The sequence below is a fragment of the Brucella sp. TWI559 genome, assembly GCF_039674265.1.
GTDB lineage: Bacteria > Pseudomonadota > Alphaproteobacteria > Rhizobiales > Rhizobiaceae > Brucella > Brucella chromiisoli.
In genome coordinates this window covers 473216-491829 of the sequence record NZ_JBDJNE010000001.1, presented here as the reverse complement: position 1 = coordinate 491829, position 18614 = coordinate 473216, and the positions used below count along the sequence as shown (strand labels likewise).

The following is an 18614-nucleotide window of genomic DNA, read 5'->3' as shown; positions in this document are numbered from 1 at the left end:
AAATTTTATTTAAATGAACAAGTAGATTATAAAAAGCCAATGATCGCGTCACCTTAAGGCAACCTTAAGCTGGCGAAGCGAAAGCTGGCTCAAAATCAGTCAACACTGAAACAGGGACGACTATGCGTATTCTGGTGGTTGAAGACGATGCACTCCTGCTCGACGGCCTTACCGTGGGGCTGGGATTGGCCGGCTTCACCGTGGATGCCGTTGCAAGCTGCGGCGACGCCGAAGCAGCCCTTGCAACGCAGAACTACAACGCAATTGTGCTCGATCTCATGCTGCCAGACGGTTCCGGTCTTGATGTGTTGAAGTCGATGCGGCAGGCACGGGATCAAACGCCGGTGCTGTTGCTAACCGCCCGCGATCAGGTGCCGGAACGCATTGCAGGGCTTGATGCGGGTGCGGACGATTATGTCGGCAAGCCGTTTGATCTTCATGAGCTTGCAGCGCGCGTGCGCGCCATTGCCCGGCGCGGCGCGGGTCGTGCCAGTGCCACGCTTGAATGGCAGGGCGTTGAACTTGACCCGGCGGAAATGTCAGTGCAATTCAACGGTGAACCGCTTCGCCTGACGCGACGCGAATTCTCTATTCTGCGCACATTGATGGAGCGGCCAACCGCAACCGTTTCCAAGTCATCGCTTGAAGAAGCACTTTATGGCTGGCAGGAAGAGGTGGAGAGCAATGCGGTCGAAGTGCATGTTCATCACTTGCGCTCGAAGCTCGGTTCAGCCTTCATCGAAACGGTGCGCGGCGTTGGCTACAGGCTCGCGGGAGCACAAACATGAATTCCATCCGCAGCCGTCTGACGGGCATATTGATCGGGATCACCTTTCTCGTCTGGGTGTTTGCGGTCATCTGGATTCATGTGAGCACGGAAGCAAGGCTTGAAAAAGTACTGGATGCGCGCCTCATGGAAGCAGCCCGCATGGTTAATTCGCTGCTGACCGAGCGGCGTGTTGAAGTCGCGCCCGATGGAAATGGCGGACAACTTTCGCTCAAGCCCTTGCCCGATTTTCCGCTCTATGACCGGCAGCTTTTCTGCCAGATATGGGCCATCGATGGAAGGCTGGTTGGCCGCTCGGAAAGTGCGCCCGGCGCCCGCCTGACCAACGTGGCGAACGGATTTTCGGATACGGTTGTTGCAGGCGACCGTTGGCGGGTTTTTGCCGTGGAAAACACGCAGCTTGGTTTGCGTGTCATGGTCGCCGATAGCCTCTCGGTCCGAGAGCGGCTCGTGCAAAATGTGGTGGCCGGTGTTGTTCTGCCTGCCCTCCTCTTGCTGCCCATTCTTGCCATCCTGATCTGGCTGTGCGTGCGACGCGGACTTAATCCGTTGAGCCGTCTTGCCAGCACGTTGTCGAAGCGCGACGCGCGCGATTTGCATCCTCTGCCAGAAGAGAAGCTGCCTTCCGAAATCGCACCCTCGGTGTCCGCTTTGAACGATCTTTTCCATCGCGTGGAAGAGGCGCGCGAACGCGAGCGCAATTTTGCAATTTTTGCCGCGCATGAACTCAAAACCCCACTGGCGGGCCTCAAGACACAGGCGCAGATTGCAGAGAGTGCCAAAGATGACACCATGCGTCTCAAGGCAATCCGCCAGATTGCGTCAGGTGTTGATCGCACGAGCCGCCTCGTCAGCCAGCTGCTTGACCTTGCGGCCCTGGAAACAGGTGACGAGATGGTGAGACCCACGCCCGAACCCGCCTGTCAGTTGCTGGTTTCTATCTCGACCGACATGCGTATGCTTGCGGCAAATCGCAACGTGACGATTGAGCTTCCCAATAATCTTCCGCTTGTGACAATGGAATATCCGCATCTCTTCACGCTTGCCATGCGCAATCTGATTGAAAACGCCGTCAACCACTCACCGGAAGGCGGGTCTGTGCGATGCAACCTTCAGCGGGATGACGACAAGCTTGTGCTCACTGTCGAGGATGATGGTCCCGGTATTGCGCCTGAAGACATGGCACATGTGACCGAACGCTTTTATCGCGGCTCGAACAGAAGTGAGAATGGCAGCGGTCTGGGGCTGGCTATTGTGAAAATGGCAACAGCCCGTATGGGTGGAAAATTGCAGCTTCACAATCGCCCCGAAGGCGGCTTGCGCGCTTCATTGATTATCCCAGCACAATAATCCGAAATCAAAAATTTTAATCGAATCAAATAGCTATTTCTCACGCTAAAAAAGCTATTCCTCTCGAAACGCCCAATTCGTCGCATCCCAATCAAGTGCTATTTGATTTAGATCAATGACACGCAACCGTGGAATGCCGATAGAAGGGCTATCGCTATAGCTGTCGTCACTTGGACACTTGGGCAGCTTCTGACTTGCGCTGCGAGGGGATTACATGAACTACGCCGCTGGAACAGTCCTGTCTGGTCTGGGAGCACTTTTTGCTGTGCTTCTGGCCGGATTTTCTCATGATGAGCTGTTTAGAATCCACATGTGGATTCTGTTCGCAACACTTGCCATCTTCACCATTCTTTTGATGCGTAATGCCGATTACGGCCTGACGCCAAAGAAAGTCGATCAGTCCACCTATATGGATGGGCCGATCCGTTATGGCGTCATCGCAACCGTGTTTTGGGGTGTGGCCGGCTTTCTCGTCGGCGTGCTTATCGCAGCACAGCTCGCCTTCCCGGATCTCAATCTGCAACCCTATTTCAACTTTGGCCGCCTGCGTCCGCTGCATACATCGGCAGTGATCTTTGCCTTTGGCGGCAACATCCTGATCGCCTCGTCGTTCTATGTCGTGCAGCGCACCTGTCGCGCGCGCCTCATCGGTGGCGATCTGGCCTGGTTCGTTTTCTGGGGCTATCAGCTTTTCATCGTGATGGCAGCAACCGGCTATCTGCTCGGCATCACGCAATCGCGCGAATATGCTGAACCGGAATGGTATGTCGACGTCTGGCTCACCATCGTTTGGGTCGTCTATCTCGTCGTCTTCCTCGGCACCATCCTGCGACGCAAAGAGCCACATATCTATGTGGCAAACTGGTTCTACCTGTCGTTCATTATCACCATCGCCATGTTGCACATCGTCAACAATCTGGCGATTCCGGTCTCCTTCCTTGGCGTGAAGAGCTATTCGGCTTTCGCAGGCGTTCAGGATGCAGTGACGCAGTGGTGGTATGGTCATAACGCGGTGGCGTTCTTCCTGACCGTGCCGTTCCTCGCCATGATGTACTACTTCGTGCCGAAGCAGGCGAACCGTCCGATCTATTCTTATCGCCTGTCGATCGTGCACTTCTGGTCGATTATCTTCCTCTACATCTGGGCCGGCCCGCACCATCTGCATTACACCGCTGTTCCCGATTGGGCGCAGACGCTCGGCATGGTGTTCTCGATCATGCTCTGGATGCCGTCATGGGGCGGTATGATCAACGGTCTGATGACGCTTTCGGGTGCATGGGACAAGGTCCGTACTGATCCGATCATCCGTCTGATGGTTGCAGCGATCGCCTTCTACGGCATGGCAACCTTTGAAGGTCCGATGCTGTCGATCAAGGCTGTGAACTCGCTGTCGCACTACACCGACTGGACAATTGGTCACGTTCATGCGGGTGCACTTGGCTGGAACGGCATGATCACCTTTGCTGCGGTCTACTACCTGACGCCAAAGCTTTGGAATCGTGAACGCCTCTATTCGATCCGTATGGTCAACTGGCACTTCTGGCTCGCCACACTCGGCATCGTGCTCTACGCCTCTGCTATGTGGGTTTCCGGTATCCAGCAGGGTCTGATGTGGCGCGAATATGATAGCCAGGGCTTCCTCGTCTACTCGTTCGTCGAAACCGTTGCTGCCATGTTCCCTTACTACGTCATTCGTACAATGGGCGGCGTTCTCTATCTCTGCGGTGGACTGGTTATGGCCTGGAACGTCTATCAGACCATTCGCGGAAATCTGCGCAAGGAAGCCCCTATGGGCGGTGCGCAGCCTGTGGTTGACGCAACCATGCAGCCAGCGAAATAAGGAGTGTGATTGATGTCTTTTCTGAAAAACCACTCCAAACTGGAGAAAAACGCAACGCTGTTGCTGATTGCCTCGCTGGCCGTCGTAACTGTGGGCGGCATCGTGGAAATCGCACCGCTGTTCTATCTCGAAAATACCATCGAGAAGGTGGAAGGGATGCGTCCCTATTCACCACTGGAACTGGCAGGCCGCGACATCTATGTGCGTGAAGGCTGCTATCTCTGCCACAGCCAGATGATCCGCCCATTCCGCGATGAAGTGGAGCGTTATGGCCATTACAGTCTGGCAGCAGAGTCTATGTATGACCATTCGTTCCAGTGGGGATCGAAGCGCACGGGTCCAGACCTTGCGCGCGTCGGTGGTCGCTATTCAAACGAGTGGCATGTGCAGCATCTGGTGCGCCCGCGCGACGTGGTGCCGGAATCGGTCATGCCGAATTACGGCTTCCTGCTCAACACCCCGCTCAAGATCACTGATATTTCGGCGAACCTCAAAGCTAATGCTGCCGTCGGGGTGCCTTATAGCCAAGAAATGGTCGATAACGCGGTTGCCGATCTGAAAGCACAGGCTGAGCCGGACGCTGATACGACCGCCCTTCTTGAACGGTATCCAAAGGCGAAAGTTGGCGACTTTGACGGCAACCCACAGGTCATTTCGGAGATGGATGCATTGATTGCCTATCTCCAGATGCTCGGCACGCTCGTTGACTTCTCGACCTACGACCAGTCCCCCAAAGCACGATAAAGCGGAGAATTAGCCATGGATTACAACACCCTGCGCACTTTCGCCGATAGCTGGGGCCTGCTCGCGATGGCTCTGTTCTTTGTATTCGTGGTGCTTTTTGCTTTCCGTCCGGGAAGCAAAAAGAAAGCCGATGATGCGAAGGAAATTCCATTCAAGGACGACAAAAATGACTGACAAAAAAATTGATGAAGTCAGTGGCGTAGAGACCACCGGACATGAATGGGACGGCATTCAGGAACTCGACAACCCCATGCCACGCTGGTGGCTGTGGACATATTACGCAACCATCTTTTGGGCATTAGCCTATGTCATCGCCTATCCGGCGTGGCCGTTGATCTCAAGCTCGACAGCGGGTCTGACCGAATGGTCGAGCCGCGGTGACTTCTGGAAGGAAAATGCCGAGATCGCATCTGAGCGTCAGGGCATCATGGACCAGATCAATGCGAAAGACGTCAATGAGATCATCGCTGACGAAAACCTGCGCCAATATGCGATTGCAGGCGGCGCAGCAGCGTTTCGCGTGAACTGCGTTCAGTGCCATGGCACAGGTGCACAGGGCGCTCCCGGCTATCCGAACCTCAATGATGACGACTGGTTGTGGGGTGGTTCGGTAGACGACATCCTGACGACCATTCGCCATGGTGTGCGCTCGCCCGATGACAGCGAAACCCGCATTTCGGAAATGCCTGCCTTTGTCGATGTGCTCGAACCAGAGCAGATTCGCGATGTGAGCGCCTATGTGGTCAGCCTTTCCGGCACGCCACACAATCCGGACATGGTCCCGGCAGGCAAGCAGGTCTTCGCTGAAAACTGCGCGGTCTGCCATGGCGCAGATGCAAAGGGTCTGCGTGAATTCGGCGCGCCAAACCTCACCGATGCCATCTGGTTCTATGGTTCAGGTGAAGACGCGATTGCAAAGCAGGTGGCTCGTCCAAAGCATGGCGTGATGCCCGCATGGGAAGCACGCCTCGGCGACGCGACTGTCAAGCAGCTTGCCATCTTCGTTCACTCTCTGGGTGGCGGCGAATAAAAAATACTGGCCCCGGCAACGGGGCCAGCCAGCTAAAAATGATGCCCCGATCTAACGGCAATCGGTCGCTTCATTTCAAATCACTGCATTGGAACGGACGGCGAATAACCACCCCGCTCTCAAACATTGAAAGTGCGATCCCCCGGCAAGCCAGCTTCTGTCTGTCCGGCATCGTGCTTCAGGAGCAAGGCAAATGTCAGACGATGTCGAACGGATAGACGTTCAGGCAGTTAACTCCCCCAAGATCCGCCTCCCTAAAAGTGGAAAGTCGCTTTATGCGGCGCGGGTCAAAATTTTCCCGAAGCGCGTGCAGGGCAATTTCCGCCGCTTCAAATGGATGATCATGTTCATCACATTGGGGATCTACTATCTGACGCCATGGCTGCGCTGGGACCGCGGTCCCTATGCGCCCGATCAGGCAGTTCTGATCGATCTTGCCAATCGCCGGTTCTATTTCTTCTTCATCGAAATCTGGCCGCAGGAATTCTATTATGTCGCAGGTCTGCTCATCATGGCAGGCCTTGGCCTGTTCCTGATAACGTCAGCGGCTGGCCGCGCATGGTGCGGCTATACCTGTCCGCAAACCGTATGGGTCGACCTTTATCTGGTGGTCGAACGTGCCATCGAAGGCGACCGCAACGCACGCATGAAGCTCGACAAAGCGCCGTGGAGCTTCGACAAAATCTGGAAGCGTGTCACCAAACACGCCATCTGGTTGATGATCGGTATTTTGACGGGCGGCGCGTGGATTTTCTATTTTGCCGATGCGCCCACCTTGCTTATTGATTTTGTGACCGGCCATGCAGCTCCCGTCGCTTACATCACCGTGGCGATCCTGACAGCCACGACCTATGTTTTTGGCGGGCTGATGCGCGAGCAGGTTTGCACCTATATGTGCCCCTGGCCGCGTATTCAGGCAGCGATGCTTGATGAAAATTCGCTGACTGTGACCTATAACGACTGGCGCGGCGAACCACGCTCACGCCATTCCAAGAAGGCAATTGCCGCCGGGGAAACCGTAGGCGATTGCGTGGATTGTAACGCCTGTGTTGCCGCCTGCCCGATGGGTATCGATATTCGCGATGGCCAACAGCTAGAATGCATCACCTGCGCGCTCTGCATCGATGCCTGTGACAGCGTGATGGACAAGGTCGGCAAAGAGCGCGGTCTCATTTCCTATGCAACGCTTGCCGATTACGACTGGAATATGGCGCTGGCCACCAACAATGGCACCGCTCCGATTAATCCGGCGCGCGTTTATGAAGCACCAAACAAGTTGTCCGGTGCTGTTGAGCATCTTTCGTGGAAAAAGATCCTGCGTCCACGCATTCTGTTCTATTTCATTATCTGGGCACTGATCGGTCTGACGCTGGTGATCTCGCTTTCGACGCGTCAGCGCATTGGCATCAATGTGCTGCATGACCGCACACCGCAATATGTGCTGTTGTCCGATGGTTCGATCCGCAACGGCTATACGGTCAAGCTGCTCAACATGATCCCTGTTCCGCGTACCTTCCGGCTTTCAATCGAAGGCCTGCCGGGTGCAACGCTGACCGTGCAGGATGAAAACATCGATGCAGACGGCAATTATGATGTGCCGGTTGAACCCGACAGGCTGAAAACGCTGCGCGTTTTTGTAACCCTGCCGCATGATGCCATAACGGAGCAGCGCTCCGACTATGAAATCGAAGTACGCGATGCAGACGGCTCTGAAACAGCCCGCTACAAAGCAACTTTCATGGCTCCAGAAATGACCGGGGAGAAGAGATGATGTCAGTGAAATCAAAAACCACCAATGGCTTCACCGGCTGGCACATGCTCGGCATTATGATCGCTTTCTTCGGTGTCATCATCGCCGTCAATATGACGATGGCTTATAAGGCAGTCAGCAGCTGGAGCGGGCTGGTTGTGAAAAACACCTATGTCGCCAGTCAGGAGTTCAACGCCAAAGCCGAAACCGGCAAGGAACAGGCAGCCCTTGGCTGGCAGTCGCAGCCCGCTTTTGCGGAAGGTGTCTTTACGTGGCGTCTTACCGATCGTGATGGCAAGGCTGTCAGCATGAGCGGCGGCACGGTCGAATTCAAGCGTCCTGTCGGCGATGCCCATGACACCAAAGTCACACTCTCCATTGCAGAAGACGGTGTTCTGACAGCACCGCTCGAACTGGGCGAAGGCGCATGGATTATGGAAGTCAATGCCGATGCGGGCCTTGACGACCCGTATCGCCACATCATCCGTGTTCTGGTGAAGGACGGGAGGATCTTATGAGTTGCTGCGTTGAAAATGCACAGATAGCCACGGTCATCCAATCGATTTCGCCAGACGAAATGCTGGTCGCAAGCCGTGCGCTCGGCGATGGTTTACGCCAGCTTGATCTCTCGGTTCCCGGTATCCATTGCGGTTTGTGCATCAAGACCATCGAACAGACGCTCGGCAAGCTGCCGGGCGTTTCTTATGTGCGCGTGAACCTGACCGCACGCCGCGTCACCATTCGCTGGAAGGATGGCGAAACGCCACCCGATGTGATCGATCCGCTCCGTCGCCTTGGCTACGAAGCGCATATTTTTGATATGGTGCAAGACAAGGACCCGACCTTCACGCGGCTTTTGATCGCGCTTGGCGTTGCAGCCTTTGCATCCAGCAATGTCATGCTGTTGTCTGTTGCGGTCTGGTCGGGGGCCGATGCTGCCACCCGCGATATGTTTCACTGGCTTTCCGGTCTGATCGCGCTACCGACACTGATTTATTCGGGCCGAATTTTTTATGTTTCTGCATGGAATGCCTTGCGGACCCGACGCGTGAATATGGATGTGCCCATTGCGCTGGCTATTTCGCTTGCCTTTGGCATGAGCGTTTATGAAACGATGAACCATGGCCAGCACGCCTATTTTGACGCTTCGGTCACGCTGTTGTTCTTCCTGCTGATTGGCCGCACACTCGATTATCTGATGCGCACACGTGCACGCTCTGCCGTGCGTGGTCTGGCACAATTAAGCCCGCGCGGCGCTGTGGTGATCGGCGACAATGACGAGCGCAACTATCTGCCGGTCAATGAAATTCGCATAGGCCAGCGCATCATCCTTGCAGCTGGTGAACGTGTTCCTGTCGACGCCAAAGTGGAAGATGGTCGCTCGGAACTCGACTGTGCCATTGCATCGGGCGAAAGCGATGCGGTTCCAGTCGGCCCCGGCTCGGATATTCGTGCGGGAACCATGAACCTCTCCGCACCACTTGTCATTCGCGCAACGGCGGAAGCCAAAGATTCCTTCCTTGCCGAAATGGTGCGTCTGATGGACGTTGCCGAAGGCGGTCGCGCTTTTTATCGCCGTCTCGCTGATCGGGCGTCTGAACTTTATGTGCCGATGGTACATACAATTGCTTTTGCGGCCTTTGTCGGCTGGATGATTTATACCGGCGGCGACTGGTATCGCTCGATCTATATCGCTATCTGCACGCTCATCATCACCTGCCCCTGTGCGCTCGCACTTGCAGTGCCAATTGTTCAGGTGGTTGCAGCACGCCGCCTGTTTGAGAACGGCATCATGATCAAGGACGGCTCGGCCATGGAGCGGATGGCCGAGATCGACACGGCCGTATTCGACAAGACCGGCACGCTGACGCTCGGCCAGCCTCGCCTGATTGATCGCGGGTCAATCGATCCGAATAATCTTGAGATTGCATCTGAACTCTCACTTTATTCCCGCCATCCTTTGTCGCGGGCACTTGCTCTGTTTTCCGGAGCAAAGCCTATGACTGACTTCACACGCATTGAAGAAATCCCGGGGGCTGGCATTGAGGCCGAACTGAGTGGTACGATCTATCGGCTTGGCAAACGTGAATGGGCTGACGACAAGGCAGATGCTAATCTTTCTGATGGGCCGGAAACGTGCCTTTCGATCAATGGCGAGTTGGTCCAGACTTTCCGCTTTGAAGATCAGCCGCGCGAAGATGCGCTCGCCGCAATCGGTGCACTGAAACGCAATGGCTTGCAGCTTGAGATTATCTCCGGCGACAAAATGCCTGCTGTGAAAAAGCTTGCCGGTTATCTGGGTGTGGATACCTATCGTGGCGAAGTTCTGCCAGCCGACAAATCCCGGCTTGTGCAGGGTTTAGCAAATGACGGCCATAAAGTGCTGATGGTTGGCGACGGGCTCAACGATGCCCCTGCGCTTGTTGCGGCACATGTTTCCATGGCTCCGGCAACTGCCGCCGATATTGGCCGCAATGCTGCCGACTTCGTGTTTCTGCGCGAAAGTCTGTCTGCTGTTCCGCTGGCATTTGCAGTGTCAAAAGAGGCAGGCCGATTAATCAGGCAGAACTTTGCGCTTTCCATCGGCTATAATATCATCGCTGTGCCGATTGCGATTTTCGGCTTTGTCACACCATTGGTGGCAGCGCTCTCGATGTCTCTGTCGTCCATCGTGGTTGTCAGCAATGCGATGCGGTTGCGGGCCGGAAAACAGAAACAGCCGATGCAGACCACTGTTGCACGCGCTGTGGTTTTGAAGGAAGCGCATAAATGAGCGGACTTCTTTTTCTCATTCCCATCGCGCTTTTTTTGGGCGCGATGGGCCTTGCTGGTTTTCTATGGTCGCTCAAAAATGGCCAGTATGAGGACCTTGACGGCGCAGCAAACCGCATTCTTATCGACGATGATCAGGTGCCCGCCAAGAAAGATGAATCGTTATAACAGAATCGCGAATGTCGGTCTGAATCGTTATAACAATACACCCCTCCCCCCAGCGTGATGACACGCTGCAATCTCATCTTATTCTGTTATGAGAATGGCTCTGAGATCGTTGACATTGGTGCCGGTCGGCCCCGGGATAAACAGATCTCCAATCGCATCAAATGCGGTCCACGCATCATTGGCATTCAACCGCGCTGCACCGTCCTCGCCAACCTTTTGCAGCCGCGAAACAGTTGTGCCATCGGCAAAAGCACCGGCATTATCTTCCGAGCCATCAATGCCGTCCGTATCTGCCGCCAGTGCGTGAATGTTGTTATAGCCATCAATATCGAGCGCAAAGGACAACAGAAATTCGCTGTTGCGGCCACCCTTGCCGCCTTTGGCGCGGATGGTGACGGTGGTTTCGCCACCGGACAGCAAAACAACCGGCTTTTTAAACGGGCGATCACGATCCGCCACTTCACGCGCAATGGCTGCATGAACATGGGCGACTTCGCGCGCTTCGCCTTCCATTGAATCCGAAAGGATCACCGCCTCAACGCAATGACGCTCGGCTTCTTTGACAGCTGCTTCCAGCGAAACGGCAGCGGAGGCGATCACACGTATTTCGTTGTTCGCGAAGATTTTATCATCAGGCTTTGGTGCATGCGCCTTCTCGCTTTTGATATGCGCAAGCACGGCATCGGGCAATTCAAGCTTGTAGCGTCCAATGATTTTGAGCGCATCATCGCGAGACGTTGCGTCAGGCACCGTCGGGCCGGATGCGACAAAGGCAGGGTTGTCACCGGGAATATCGGACACCACCAGCGAGAAGACTTTTGCCGGATGTGCTGCGGCTGCCAGCCTTCCGCCCTTGATGGTCGAAAGATGCTTTCGCACCGCATTCATAGCCGAGATCGGCGCACCAGACGCCAGCAGCGCTTTGTTGACCGCGATTTCATCTTCAAGGGTCAGCCCCTCCGGCGGCGATGGCAGCAAAGCCGAGCCTCCACCGGAAATAAGCGCGACGACAAGATCATCTTCAGTGAGATTGGAAACGGCGTCGAACAGTCGTTTTGAGGCCACAAGCCCGGCATCATCGGGCACCGGATGTGATGCTTCGATGATCTCAATGGTGTTGCAGGGCGTGCCATAACCGTAGCGCGTGACGACAATGCCTTCGATTGGTGCGTCCTCACCCGCATGCCGTTCGGCCCATGCGCGCTCAAAGGCCGCTGCCATCTGTGCCGAGCCTTTGCCTGCACCAATCACAATTGTCCGGCCCTTGGGCTTGGCAGGCAGATTGGCACGGATCACCAGCTCAGGATCAGCAGCCGCAACTGCTGCATCAAACAGGCTTGTCAGAAACTTCTTCGGATCGGTGATGACAGTCATCAGATTCCCAATATTATTGTTGTTTGGGCGCACTATTTCCTGCCACTGAGAGAAAATCAATCACGCAACATCATGATTGGCCATGCGTTCGAGCGCGCGCACCAGTCCCGAATGGTCCAGCCCATCATCGCCATGCGCTGCGCAGGAATTAAACAATTCCTGTGCCGTTGCGGTATTTGGCAGCGAAACACCCAAAGCCTTCGCGCCCTGCAAAGCCAGATTCAAATCCTTCTGGTGCAGCGAAATGCGGAAACCCGGGTCGAAAGTGCGCTTGATCATGCGCTCGCCATGCACTTCCAGAATACGCGATGACGCAAAGCCGCCCATCAGCGCCTCACGAACCTTGGCCGGATCGGCCCCCGCTTTGGATGCGAAGACCAGCGCTTCCGCCACGGCTTCAATATTGAGCGCAACGATAATCTGGTTGGCAACTTTAGTCGTCTGGCCGTCGCCGCAATCACCAACAAGCGTGATGTTTTTGCCCATGAGCTTCAACAGCGGCAATGCCTGGTCAAAAGCATCCTGCGCACCGCCTGCCATGATGGAAAGGCTGGCATTTTTCGCGCCGACTTCGCCACCCGATACCGGCGCATCGATATATTCCGCACCCGTTTCCCTAACCTTTTTTGCAAATTCCTTGGTTTCAATCGGCGAGATTGAGCTCATATCAATGAGTGTTTTGCCTTGGCTCAAACCTTCCGCAACGCCGTTTTCGCTGAACAGGACATCCGCCACCTGTGGCGTATCGGGCAACATGAGAATGATGGTTTCGCATTCGGCGGCGACTGCTTTTGGAGTGTCGAGCACGCTCAATCCTGCACCCAGCAAGTCCTTGTGCGGCGGCTTTGAATGTTTTGAAGTGAAAAGCTGATGGCCCGCATTTTGCAAATGCTGCGCCATTGGCTTGCCCATAATGCCCAGTCCGATGAAGCCGATTTTAGCCATATCAAATCTCCCTATGCTCTAAGCCGTTCGGTTTCATCCTGTTTGAACCAGCCAAGACCTTCCTCAGTTGTGGTCTTCGGCTTGTATTCGCAGCCGATCCAGCCCTTGTAGCCAGCCGCTTTCAGCGCCTCGAACACATAGGAAAAGTTGATTTCACCTGTGCCCGGTTCGTTACGACCCGGATTATCGGCAAGCTGGATATGAGCGATCAGCGGTTTGTAGCGCTCGTAAGTCGCGATCAGTTCACCGCGCGTGCGCTGCTGATGATAAAGGTCATATTGAATGAACAGGTTGTTGCTGCCGACTTCATCAATGATCGACACCGCCTGTTCAACCGTATTGAGGTAGAAGCCCGGCATATCATAATGATTGATCGGTTCGATCAGCAGGCGAATGCCGTGCTTGCCAAGTTCTCTTGCTGCAAGCCGCAGATTGCTTACAAAGGTTGCGCGCAATGCATCCGGATCGACGCCCTGCGGTGCAAGTCCTGCAAGGCAATTGACCTGCGAGCAGTTGAGCGCTGTCGCATAATCAACCGCATCGGCAACGCCGCGGCGGAACTCATCGACCCGATCCGGCAGAACCGCTATTCCGCGCTCGCCACCAGCCCAGTTACCAGCCGGAAGATTATGCAGAACCTGCGCCAAATTATGACGATCAAGCGCTGCTTTCAGCTCATGGCGGTTGAAGTCATAGGGAAAGAGATATTCCACCCCTGTGAAACCGGCTTTGGCTGCCAGCGCGAAGCGATCCATGAAGGGCACTTCATTGAAAAGCATAGTCAGATTGGCTGCAAATCTTGGCATTTCCGCCTCCCTCTCAATCTAATCTAATAAAGCCGCAATCGCAGTCGGTGCATCTTCGCCGCGCTCGGCCAACTCCTCGAACTCGACCACCTGATCGATGTCGGCTCCCATGGAAATATTGGTAACACGCTCAAGGATGAATTCCAGAACAACCGGCACCTGATGCTCGTTCATCAGCGCTTTTGCCTGCTCAAATCCTTCCGCAAACTGGTTTGGGCTTCGAACGCGGATAGCCTTACAGCCAAGACCTTCGGCAACCGCCACATGATCAACGCCGTAGCCCTTTTCGGTGTCGCCCGAGGCATTGATGTTATCGAAAGCAAGACTGACCTCGAAATCCATATTAAAGCCGCGCTGTGCCTGACGGATCAGACCGAGATAGGAATTGTTCACAACCACATGAATATAGGGCAGCTTATGCTGTGCGCCGACTGCCAGTTCCTCAATCATAAACTGGAAATCATAATCGCCGGACAGCGCAACAATCGGACGATCAGGATCGGCGGCGCGAACCCCAAGTGCCGCTGGCAAAGTCCAGCCCAAGGGGCCTGCCTGACCGCAATTGATCCAGTTGCGCGGGCGATAGACATGCAGAAACTGCGCACCGGCAATCTGGCTCAGTCCAATAGTCGTGACATAACAGGTGTCACGGCCAAACGCCTTGTTCATCTCTTCATAAACGCGCTGTGGTTTTAATGGTGTCTGATCAAAATGTGTCTTGCGCAGCATGGTCTTCTTGCGTTCGCCGCATTCCTGCGCCCATTGGGACCAGTCGCGCAGCTTGCCTGCGGTTTTCCATTCGGTCGCAACATCAAGCAGCAGTTTGAGCGCCTTGCCCGCATCTGAAACAATGCCAAAATCGGGAGCAAAAACACGGCCGATCTGCGTTGGTTCAATATCAACATGGATAAACTTGCGATCCTTTTTATAGGTATCGACATTGCCGGTATGGCGGTTCGCCCAGCGATTGCCGATGCCGATCACCATGTCGGAGGCCAGAAGCGTGGCATTGCCATAGCGGTGGGATGTTTGCAGGCCGCACATGCCTGCCATCAGGCGATGATCATCGGGAATAACGCCCCAGCCCATAAGGGTCGGGATAACCGGAATGCCAGTGATTTCAGCAAATTCAACCAGAAGATCGGAGGCTCCCGCATTGATAATGCCACCACCTGCAACAATCAGCGGGCGTTCCGCATCGTTGAGCATAGCAATGGCCTTTTCGGCCTGTGCGCGGGTTGCCGCTGGCTTGTATGTCTCCAGCGGCTGATAAGTATCGATGTCAAACTCGATTTCAGCGAGTTGGACATCGATCGGCAGATCGATCAGCACCGGGCCGGGACGACCCGACTTCATGATATGAAATGCCTTCTGGAAAACAAAAGGCACCAGTGCCGGCTCCATAACCGTAACCGCCCATTTGGTAACGGGGGCTGCGATCCTGGCGATATCGACTGCCTGAAAATCCTCTTTGTCGAGGCGTGCACGGGGGGCTTGGCCTGTAACGCAGAGGATTGGAATGGAATCGGCAGAAGCCGAGTAGAGGCCGGTGATCATATCAGTGCCGGCGGGACCGGAAGTACCGATACACAAGCCAATATTGCCGTGTTGAGCGCGGGTATAGCCTTCGGCCATGTGCGAAGCGCCTTCAACATGGCGCGCAAGAATGTGACGGATAGAACCCCGTGCCTTCATGGCCGAATAAAATGGGTTGATCGCAGCGCCCGGTACACCGAAGGCGCAATTGACCCCCTCTTTTTCCAGCACAAGTATGGCTGCATCGACTGCGCGCATTCTGGCCATGACGGCTTCCTCCTATGGAATATATATCCATTTAGCGATGCTATATGTGAAAAATGGAAATTAATACCATTATACGGAAATAAAGATTTTCAACGGAATGGAGATAATCACCGCACACTTTCGCGGTTCGCGCGGATAAGGTAGTGATGAAAAACAAGGAATCGGAGGCGGCTCATGGAACAGACAAAAGCAAAGCGAGGCCGCAAGGCGGCGGAGAATGCTGCACCTTCGTCTGTTCAGGTTCTGGATCGCAGCCTCAAGCTTCTGGCGCTTATTGCCGAAAATGACGGCTCAACGCTGACTGACCTCGCGGAAGCGAGCCAGATGGCGCCTTCGACCGTGCACCGGCTTCTCTCGTCACTCGCCAATCACGGCATGGTTTCGCATGATTTGGAAAGCGGCGACTGGTCCATTGGTGTGAAGGCTTTCGAGATTGGCAATGCTTTTCGCCGTTTCCGCAAGCTTGGAACATTGGCGCGGCCATATCTCAAACAGCTGATGGAAGCGAGCGGCGAGACGGCCAATATCGGCATCGAAGATGGCGGCGACGTTGTGTTCATTTCGCAGATAGAGAGCCACGCACCGATGCGTGCCTTTTTCCGTCCGGGTCGTCGCGGACCAATCCATGCCTCGGGCATTGGCAAGGCTGTTCTGTCCACATGGTCGGATACGCAGATCGCACGCACGCTCTCTGGCAAAACGCTTGAACATTTCACGCAACGCACGCTCGATACCTTGCCCGCGTTGCTGAAGGATATTCAGGCGATCCGTGCACGCGGCTGGTCGATTGATGATGAAGAACATACGCTCGGCATGTGCTGCATCGCAGCCCCCATTTTCAACGAATATGGTGAGGCGATTGCAGGCATTTCCATTTCAGGTCCCGCTGTTCGTCTGCCCAAGAAGAGGCTCGAAGATCTCGGACCGATTATCCGCGCAACAGCGGATGAGCTGACCCATGCGATGGGTGGTAAGAAGCCAGAAGAACTTTAGAACGCATCCCGAAAAGTGTGAAACGGTTTTCGGACAAAGATGCGCGTTAAAACCAACATTTAGAGCGTCGATCTGATCCCCATCAGATTGAAACGCACTCTAGAGCGACTTGAGCTTAAGAAACCCAAATCGCTCTAAATATAACTGATATGTAAAATTACAATATTTCCTTCTACCTCAAGAATACAGAAAAGTTGCAAACGCATCTAGGCTCAGAACCCATTAAATGAATGGAAAAGCTCTATCTGTCTGTTTTCAAGCATTATCCCACGCAAAACTGCTTCGCACTTTTGCTGGAAATCCTCTACACAACATGGCGATCAAGAATTTTAGTATGATCTTTTTTAACGAGACAAGTAATACAATCAGTGCATGAGCTACATTTGGCTTCAGTTTTGGGCCAAGCTTCAATTGGCGGTTCATGACCGAATACATCGGCATAGAGTTCATCGAATGCTGCAACCGATTCACGCATAGCTTCCGGCGAACTACTTGCATCTGTTGGGACATGATGAATAAAATGCCCAGCAACCTGGTTACAAAATTTTTCATATTCAACAGTGAATGTTATGAAAGTATGCCATAATTCATCTACCGGCCCGCGCATGCCAATTGGGCTTTTACACACAATACTTAAACTCAAAAACCGCTTCAATTCTCGTTCATGCATTCGCGCCGTATCTATATCGATATTATTATCTTTTGCATATCTCTCTACTATTTTGTCCATGGGGAACGCATCAGCAGCCCTCATAATATCAGACAAGTTTTTTTCTTTAATATTATCAATATATGTCATAATTTTTCTTCCTATAACAATAGCTTTTCAATGAAAAAAGCCCTCTTATTATAGAAAAAATGGGAATTTTAAAAAGAACAATATTTATATAACACTTATTTACTCCATAAAATATATTAGCTTCCAGCTTACAGACATCCAAAAACACTCAAGAAAGCGCCGCCTTTAACGGCTTACCCGCCACATAGGTTTCGACGATTGCGCGATCGTCACCCAGTGTTTGCAGTAGGAACAGCTCCTGCTCAAGCGTTGCGCCCGCTGCCATGCGCAGGCGCATCGGCGATGTGGCGGATGAATCAAGCACCACAATATCGGCTTCTGTCCCCTCGTCGAGCGTACCGATCTTGTCTTCCATCGACAGCGCACGGGCGTTGCCAAGCGTCATCATATAAAATGACTGGAACGGATTGAGGCGGCTTCCACGCAACTGCAATACCTTGTAGCCTTCGTCCATCGTGCGCAGCATCGAAAAACTGGTTCCGCCGCCCACATCGGTCGCCACTGCCATGCGCACGCCCGATGCTTTCAGGCGATCACGGTCAAAGAGACCGGAACCGAGAAACAGGTTCGAGGTCGGGCAGAAAACCGCAACGGAGCCGGTCTCCGCCATCACCTTCACTTCGCGTTCTTCGAGATGGATGGAATGGCCAAGCAACGTCTTTTGGCCCAGCAAACCATAATGCTCGTAGATGCCAAGATAATCCGGCGCATTTGGATAAAGCGATTTTGTGAATTCGATCTCTTCGTGGTTTTCGGAAAGATGGGTCTGGATGAAGCATTCAGGGTGTTCGCGGGCTAGCGCCTGACTGGCTTCGAGTTGCTCTGGTGTCGAGGTAATCGCAAAGCGCGGCGTGATTACATAATCAAGGCGGTCCTTGCCATGCCAGCGGGCAATCAGTTGCTTGCTGTCATCATAGCCCGATTGAGCGGTATCGCAGAGTGCTGACGGCGCATTGCGATCCATCATCACCTTGCCGCCCAGCATACGCATATTGCGATGCTGCGACGCGCGGAAATAGGCATCGACGCTCTGCGGATGCACCGAGCAATAAGCGACGGCGGTCGTTGTGCCATGGCGGATCAGTTCGTCCAGAAAGCGCTCAGCGATAAATTCCGCGTGCTGCTCATCAGCGAATTTCTGTTCTGCCACGAATGTATAGGTGTTGAGCCATTCGAGCAGATTGGCCGCATAGGATGCAACAACCTGCGTCTGCGGATAGTGAATATGCGTATCGATGAAACCCGGTAGAATGAGATGCGGACGATGGTCGGCGACCTGCACGTTGCTGCCTGCCTGAGCGATTACATCGGCATAATCGCCTAAACGCGCAATGCGGCCATTTTCAACCAGTACAGCCCCATCGTCGATATAGCGATAGGATTGAGTATCATCCAGACTTTGCGGTTCGTCGCGAAAACTCAGCACTCGGCCACGGATGAGAAGTTTGGTCAT

Annotated in this window: 17 protein-coding genes; 11 read left to right on the top strand and 6 right to left on the bottom strand. The window is 54.0% G+C overall.

All coding sequences use genetic code 11. The annotated features are described in order from the left end of the window. The first annotated feature begins 122 nt into the window (after positions 1–122). The 10 genes from ABE530_RS02245 to ccoS all read left to right on the top strand — a co-directional run bounded on the left by ABE530_RS02245 (position 123) and on the right by ccoS (position 10441). Positions 123–788 (top strand): response regulator, encoded by a 666-nt coding sequence (locus ABE530_RS02245; protein WP_499693454.1) that lies wholly within the window; start codon positions 123–125, stop codon positions 786–788. Next, entirely contained in the window at positions 785–2137 is a 1353-nt protein-coding gene (locus ABE530_RS02240) for an ATP-binding protein (RefSeq protein WP_499693453.1), read from the top strand. The genes ABE530_RS02245 and ABE530_RS02240 overlap by 4 nt, the downstream gene beginning before the upstream one ends. Positions 2138–2351: 214 nt before the next feature. Beyond that, complete coding sequence (ccoN, locus tag ABE530_RS02235; protein ID WP_265983017.1) at positions 2352–3977, top strand: cytochrome-c oxidase, cbb3-type subunit I; 1626 nt, start codon at positions 2352–2354, stop codon at positions 3975–3977. A gap of 12 nt (positions 3978–3989) precedes the next feature. Then, positions 3990–4721: a cytochrome-c oxidase, cbb3-type subunit II gene (gene ccoO, locus ABE530_RS02230; RefSeq protein WP_265983016.1), complete on the top strand. Its 732-nt coding sequence runs from the start codon at positions 3990–3992 to the stop codon at positions 4719–4721. 15 nt (positions 4722–4736) lie between these two features. Then, on the top strand, positions 4737–4895 hold the full coding sequence (locus ABE530_RS02225) for a cbb3-type cytochrome c oxidase subunit 3 (protein ID WP_265983015.1): 159 nt from the start codon (positions 4737–4739) through the stop codon (positions 4893–4895). Continuing rightward, positions 4888–5751, top strand: a complete 864-nt coding sequence (ccoP, locus tag ABE530_RS02220; RefSeq protein WP_265983014.1) for a cytochrome-c oxidase, cbb3-type subunit III — start codon at positions 4888–4890, stop codon at positions 5749–5751. Before ABE530_RS02225 ends, ccoP begins: the two co-directional genes overlap by 8 nt. Before the next feature lie 193 nt (positions 5752–5944). Then, positions 5945–7522 (top strand): cytochrome c oxidase accessory protein CcoG, encoded by a 1578-nt coding sequence (gene ccoG / locus ABE530_RS02215; RefSeq protein ID WP_499693452.1) that lies wholly within the window; start codon positions 5945–5947, stop codon positions 7520–7522. Then, complete coding sequence (locus ABE530_RS02210; protein ID WP_265983840.1) at positions 7522–8019, top strand: FixH family protein; 498 nt, start codon at positions 7522–7524, stop codon at positions 8017–8019. Before ccoG ends, ABE530_RS02210 begins: the two co-directional genes overlap by 1 nt. Next, positions 8016–10274 (top strand): cation-translocating P-type ATPase, encoded by a 2259-nt coding sequence (locus ABE530_RS02205; protein WP_265983012.1) that lies wholly within the window; start codon positions 8016–8018, stop codon positions 10272–10274. The genes ABE530_RS02210 and ABE530_RS02205 overlap by 4 nt, the downstream gene beginning before the upstream one ends. After that, complete coding sequence (gene ccoS / locus ABE530_RS02200; RefSeq protein ID WP_265983011.1) at positions 10271–10441, top strand: cbb3-type cytochrome oxidase assembly protein CcoS; 171 nt, start codon at positions 10271–10273, stop codon at positions 10439–10441. The genes ABE530_RS02205 and ccoS overlap by 4 nt, the downstream gene beginning before the upstream one ends. 78 nt (positions 10442–10519) lie before the next feature. On the opposite strand, the gene ABE530_RS02195 is transcribed toward ccoS, so the two are convergent. Genes ABE530_RS02195 through gcl form a run of 4 tightly spaced genes read right to left on the bottom strand, consistent with a single transcriptional unit; the run spans position 10520 to position 15369 of the window. Further along, a complete protein-coding gene (locus tag ABE530_RS02195; RefSeq protein ID WP_499693451.1) occupies positions 10520–11815 on the bottom strand; it encodes a glycerate kinase type-2 family protein in 1296 nt (431 codons plus the stop codon). 60 nt (positions 11816–11875) lie between these two features. Next, on the bottom strand, positions 11876–12760 hold the full coding sequence (locus tag ABE530_RS02190) for a 2-hydroxy-3-oxopropionate reductase (RefSeq protein WP_265983009.1): 885 nt from the start codon (positions 12758–12760) through the stop codon (positions 11876–11878). Between the two features lie 11 nt (positions 12761–12771). Next, on the bottom strand, positions 12772–13566 hold the full coding sequence (gene hyi / locus ABE530_RS02185) for a hydroxypyruvate isomerase (protein WP_265983008.1): 795 nt from the start codon (positions 13564–13566) through the stop codon (positions 12772–12774). Positions 13567–13584: 18 nt separating this feature from the next. Beyond that, positions 13585–15369: a glyoxylate carboligase gene (gene gcl, locus ABE530_RS02180; protein WP_499693450.1), complete on the bottom strand. Its 1785-nt coding sequence runs from the start codon at positions 15367–15369 to the stop codon at positions 13585–13587. A gap of 174 nt (positions 15370–15543) precedes the next feature. On the opposite strand from gcl, the gene ABE530_RS02175 reads away from it, so the two are divergent. Continuing rightward, positions 15544–16362, top strand: coding sequence for an IclR family transcriptional regulator (locus ABE530_RS02175; RefSeq protein ID WP_499693449.1), 819 nt, complete (start codon positions 15544–15546; stop codon positions 16360–16362). A gap of 304 nt (positions 16363–16666) precedes the next feature. On the opposite strand, the gene ABE530_RS02170 is transcribed toward ABE530_RS02175, so the two are convergent. Further along, positions 16667–17161, bottom strand: a complete 495-nt coding sequence (locus tag ABE530_RS02170) for a glycine-rich domain-containing protein (RefSeq protein ID WP_499693448.1) — start codon at positions 17159–17161, stop codon at positions 16667–16669. Positions 17162–17309: 148 nt separating this feature from the next. Continuing rightward, positions 17310–18614 (bottom strand): guanine deaminase, encoded by a 1305-nt coding sequence (gene guaD / locus ABE530_RS02165; RefSeq protein WP_499693447.1) that lies wholly within the window; start codon positions 18612–18614, stop codon positions 17310–17312.

Bases quoted from the DNA above. Each gene is read 5' to 3' on its own strand.
- ABE530_RS02245 (WP_499693454.1), top strand. From the start codon at position 123: ATGCGTATTCTGGTGGTTGAAGACGATGCACTCCTGCTCGACGGCCTT.
- ABE530_RS02240 (WP_499693453.1), top strand. From the start codon at position 785: ATGAATTCCATCCGCAGCCGTCTGACGGGCATATTGATCGGGATCACC.
- ccoN (WP_265983017.1), top strand. From the start codon at position 2,352: ATGAACTACGCCGCTGGAACAGTCCTGTCTGGTCTGGGAGCACTTTTT.
- ccoO (WP_265983016.1), top strand. From the start codon at position 3,990: ATGTCTTTTCTGAAAAACCACTCCAAACTGGAGAAAAACGCAACGCTG.
- ABE530_RS02225 (WP_265983015.1), top strand. From the start codon at position 4,737: ATGGATTACAACACCCTGCGCACTTTCGCCGATAGCTGGGGCCTGCTC.
- ccoP (WP_265983014.1), top strand. From the start codon at position 4,888: ATGACTGACAAAAAAATTGATGAAGTCAGTGGCGTAGAGACCACCGGA.
- ccoG (WP_499693452.1), top strand. From the start codon at position 5,945: ATGTCAGACGATGTCGAACGGATAGACGTTCAGGCAGTTAACTCCCCC.
- ABE530_RS02210 (WP_265983840.1), top strand. From the start codon at position 7,522: ATGTCAGTGAAATCAAAAACCACCAATGGCTTCACCGGCTGGCACATG.
- ABE530_RS02205 (WP_265983012.1), top strand. From the start codon at position 8,016: ATGAGTTGCTGCGTTGAAAATGCACAGATAGCCACGGTCATCCAATCG.
- ccoS (WP_265983011.1), top strand. From the start codon at position 10,271: ATGAGCGGACTTCTTTTTCTCATTCCCATCGCGCTTTTTTTGGGCGCG.
- ABE530_RS02195 (WP_499693451.1), bottom strand. From the start codon at position 11,815: ATGACTGTCATCACCGATCCGAAGAAGTTTCTGACAAGCCTGTTTGAT.
- ABE530_RS02190 (WP_265983009.1), bottom strand. From the start codon at position 12,760: ATGGCTAAAATCGGCTTCATCGGACTGGGCATTATGGGCAAGCCAATG.
- hyi (WP_265983008.1), bottom strand. From the start codon at position 13,566: ATGCCAAGATTTGCAGCCAATCTGACTATGCTTTTCAATGAAGTGCCC.
- gcl (WP_499693450.1), bottom strand. From the start codon at position 15,369: ATGGCCAGAATGCGCGCAGTCGATGCAGCCATACTTGTGCTGGAAAAA.
- ABE530_RS02175 (WP_499693449.1), top strand. From the start codon at position 15,544: ATGGAACAGACAAAAGCAAAGCGAGGCCGCAAGGCGGCGGAGAATGCT.
- ABE530_RS02170 (WP_499693448.1), bottom strand. From the start codon at position 17,161: ATGACATATATTGATAATATTAAAGAAAAAAACTTGTCTGATATTATG.
- guaD (WP_499693447.1), bottom strand. From the start codon at position 18,614: ATGACCAAACTTCTCATCCGTGGCCGAGTGCTGAGTTTTCGCGACGAA.